4 protein-coding genes are annotated in these 3,763 nt (G+C 44.9%); 2 read left to right on the top strand and 2 right to left on the bottom strand.

All coding sequences use genetic code 11. The features are described from left to right. Window positions 1–889: hypothetical protein (locus VIP81_RS16250; RefSeq protein ID WP_331962914.1), on the bottom strand; the 889-nt coding region annotated here is incomplete at its 3' end. 63 nt (window positions 890–952) lie between these two features. Here VIP81_RS16250 and VIP81_RS16245 point away from each other — a divergent pair. Further along, on the top strand, window positions 953–1,570 hold the full coding sequence (locus tag VIP81_RS16245) for a hypothetical protein (protein ID WP_331962909.1): 618 nt from the start codon (window positions 953–955) through the stop codon (window positions 1,568–1,570). Between the two features lie 9 nt (window positions 1,571–1,579). Continuing rightward, window positions 1,580–2,095, top strand: coding sequence for a GNAT family N-acetyltransferase (locus VIP81_RS16240; protein WP_331962906.1), 516 nt, complete (start codon window positions 1,580–1,582; stop codon window positions 2,093–2,095). Window positions 2,096–2,260: 165 nt separating this feature from the next. On the opposite strand, the gene VIP81_RS16235 is transcribed toward VIP81_RS16240, so the two are convergent. After that, window positions 2,261–3,712, bottom strand: coding sequence for a DUF6600 domain-containing protein (locus VIP81_RS16235; RefSeq protein ID WP_331962903.1), 1,452 nt, complete (start codon window positions 3,710–3,712; stop codon window positions 2,261–2,263). Window positions 3,713–3,763 lie beyond the last annotated feature (51 nt).

The raw sequence follows: 3,763 nt of genomic DNA, 5'->3' as shown, positions 1-3,763 counted from the left end.
TTTGTTTGAGCCACAGGAACTTCAGTTTTTGTAGTAGACCAAACTTTCCATTCATATGCTTAATGTACTGGTTGAGGTCCGGAAGATTAAGCCATATAGCAATGGGTTCATCGTTATGATAAACAAACCAGGCAATCTTTTCATCCAGCAATGGTTTCATTTGCTTGAAGAGAGCGAGTGCCTGCGCTTTCCCCATTTCCTTACCACCGGCATGTTGTGCCCAGGCTTTGTTATATACAATACTGAAAGCTTCTGCAAATTTCGGCAGCTCATTTTTCCGAATATGTATCGCTTTGTAGGCTGGATCAGCTGCAATGGCGGCATGCCGGTCAAAAAACTTGGGTTGCAACTGATCACTCACTTTCATGCCATAGCAAATCTGGTTAAAGAAAAGCTGGAACCCGTATTGCTCAAATAAGCGGATATAATAAGGCGGGTTGAAATTCATGCAGTAAATAGGTTCATGAAATCCCTGGGTAAGCAACCCCCACCAGTTATTACGTTCACCAAAGTTGATAGGGCCATCCATGGCGCCCATGCCTTTTTCCTGCAGCCATTGTTTGGCGGTATCAAAAAGCAGATTGGCTGCTTCCTGGTTATCAATACAGTCAAAGAAACCAACTCCTCCTACCAGGCATTCGTCTCCCTTGGTTTTATATTTCTTATTTACAAAAGCGGCGATCCTGCCAATTGACTGGCCTTTATCATCTTTTAATATCCATCTGATAATTTCTCCATGACGGAAAGCTTTGTTATGCTGTGGATCAAATACTATGTTTATATCCTTATCCAGCGGCCTTATCCACCCGGGTACATTTTTATTTAATATTACATGTACATCGAGAAACTGCCTGGCTGTTAGTTCATCGTTTACTATAATCAGTTGCATGGAGACCATTTGTACAAATGTAATAAAAACTGCATTGGCATTATTTTTTCTCTCCTTCTTCACATGAAAAGAACTTACGTTTATCCCGCCATACTGTTGGTGCTAATAGTGGTATTCACGCTCGGCTATTGCCAGCAGCAACGATATGTACGCAAAGTGTTGTCTGAAAACCAGCGCCTGTGGAACGAAAACCGCGATTTACGCAGCAGCCTGGACCAATCCGGGGCAGTAAGCCAGCAAATTACCAACCACCAGGAAGTACAGCAAAGAGTAGCCGGACAATTTATTGAGCGCCGCGCTTATTACCGCCGTAACTGGCAGCAGTTTATTGCCGTAACTGCAGGAGACTACCGTACCGGACTGCTGGGTGGGATCAAAGACCTCAGCATCACCGTGAATAATCAAACCGAATATGCCCTGGATAATGTGGTGGTGAAAGTAGAGTATATGCGTAATAACAATGAAGTTTTTAAAACGGAAGAATACACCATCAGTAATATTCCGGAGAAGGGAACCCGTAGTATTGCTGCTTCCAACAGCCGCAAAGGCAGTAAGGTAAATGTGAAATTATTGAGTATTACCAGTCAACCAATGAATTTTTGCTGGTCCGTTACCAAACCCATTCCTCCCGGAAACCCCGATCCATTCGAATGTGTGCCCTCTGCTAAAGATAATCAGTAACTTAGGTATATGATTGATATGATACCAGTTACCATGGCAGATGGAGCCATAAAGGAGTTGTATGAAGAAGCTTTCCCGAAAGCCGAGCAACGCCCCTGGGATTGGCAGCAACAGTTAATAGCTGCCGGCAAAGTCCGGGTATTACGTATTGTAAAAGATGAAGAACATTTCGCCGGATTTGTGTTTTACTGGCAATTGCCGGCATTTAATTTTATAGAACATTTTGCCATTCATACCGCGGCCCGCGGAGGCGGCGCAGGTACCCGGGTAATGCAGCTACTGGAGCAGCAGTTAGGGACCATCGTGCTGGAAGTTGAACCCCCTGCAACGGAACAGGCTATACGTAGAATTGCCTTTTATGAGCGATTAGGCTATCAGACTTTCCCCGACAACTATGAGCAGCCTTCCTATTATCCGGAGTTTCCCCCCTTGACGCTGTGCCTGATGTATAAAGGATTCCCTCCGGCCACCGCCAATTTTCTGCAGGTGAAAGAACAACTCTACAAGTACGTTTATACAAAATAAAAAAGTACGAATGAAATACCGGACAAAGGTGATGTCATCTCACTAAACATCGTTGTCGCTGGTGATCATTCGTACTTTTTCTATTCTGAAGTGTCAATGCTGATGCAGCATTAACACTTATTGTGAACGTTCTTCACATTAACCGTGCTGACGTTGACTTTATTGCTATTGTTGTCTTTGTGGCCTGTCCTGTTGCTGCTGTTGTTCTCGTTGTACCCTTTGCTGCTGCTGCTGTACTCTCTGTTGTTGTTGCTGTTGTTCCCTTTGTACCCGTTGCTGCTGCTGCTGTTGTTGCGTTCTCTGTTGTTGCTGTTGTGCCCTTTGCTGTTGCTGTTGTTCCTGTTGTTGTACTCGCTGTACACGTTGTTGATCCTGCTGCTGCTGCTGTTGAACCCTTTGCTGTTGTTGCTGTTGTTCTCTCTGTATACGTTGCTGATCCTGCTGTTGTTGTTGAACCCTTTGCTGTTGTTGCTGTTGTTGGTCTCTCTGTATGCGTTGCTGATCTTGTTGTTGCTGTTGAATCCTCTGCAGTTGCTGTTGGTCATTTGTCCTGGATGGTCTGTTAATAGTGCCTGGTGTATTATTTACCGGTTGTGTGCTACTTCCGGGGATCACTCTTCCGCTATTATTATTAGGAATGTTACCATTGTTTACAGGCTGATTATTAATTCTGCCGCCGTTATTATTAGCAGGTATATTGTTATTACCTGGTGTTGTACGGTTAGGACGGCTGTAATCTCCGGGCTGTGTGTTATTATTCCCTGTATTGCCCGGTGTTATACGGCCAGGGCGGCTGTTATCAACTTGCTGCACAGGTCTTGTGCGATCTGCTTCACGGCCTCTCTGGATAGCAGCAGCATCCGGACGATAAATTTGTAAACGGTTGTTGTCTACTCTTCCTGCACCTGGTCTGTTTGTATTTTCCACTCTAACCGGCCTTACTGCCTGACCTGAATAACGTTGTACCTCATTGGCCGTAGGCCCTGTATATACTCTGTTTCCACGGTAGTTGTTATAGTTATTGATGACCGTCGTATTGTTAATGATGGTCACGTTCCGGCTGTTATTAACGTAGTAATTATTAATACGGGGACTGTTGATATACTGTCTTGGTACAAATGCCCAATAATTGGCAGGTGCATTATAAGAATACTGCGGTCCCATTGGCGCCCATCCGTAATAATCGCCACCAGTTCTCCAGCTTACCCATGCCGGGCCCCAGTCATTGCCTGGTACCCACATCCAGCCCTGGAAATCATCATATAACCAACGGCCATAGTGGAAAGCGGCCCAACCCCATGAATAATCAGACATCCAGGTCCAGCCATAGTCGGTATACACCCAGTGTCCATTTGTATAATAAGGTCTGAAATCACGGCCGGCATTAGGTATCCAAACCTGGTCGTAGCCGGGGTAACTTACCCAGCGGCCGTAAGGGCTCAACTCATCGTAAAATGAAATGGAACCGCTTACCTGTACCTGCGGGCCAGATGCATAAGATGAGCCGTATTGATCATATTGATCGTAGGAAGCAGGGGCATAGGTAGATGCACAGCTGCCTAAAAAGAATGATATAAGTAACAGGGATACTCCTGTGTGTTTCATTAATTTGTTCATAACTCCTGTTTTTTAGTCCTGATAGGTTTTATTAGTATAGTAGACCCTGGA

The organism is Chitinophaga sp., assembly GCF_036566945.1.
In the GTDB taxonomy this organism is placed as follows: Bacteria; Bacteroidota; Bacteroidia; order Chitinophagales; family Chitinophagaceae; genus Chitinophaga.
This window is presented reverse-complemented; position numbering and strand designations above follow the sequence as displayed.

Bases quoted from the DNA above. Each gene is read 5' to 3' on its own strand.
- VIP81_RS16235 (WP_331962903.1), bottom strand. From the start codon at position 3,712: ATGAACAAATTAATGAAACACACAGGAGTATCCCTGTTACTTATATCA.
- VIP81_RS16245 (WP_331962909.1), top strand. From the start codon at position 953: ATGAAAAGAACTTACGTTTATCCCGCCATACTGTTGGTGCTAATAGTG.
- VIP81_RS16240 (WP_331962906.1), top strand. From the start codon at position 1,580: ATGATTGATATGATACCAGTTACCATGGCAGATGGAGCCATAAAGGAG.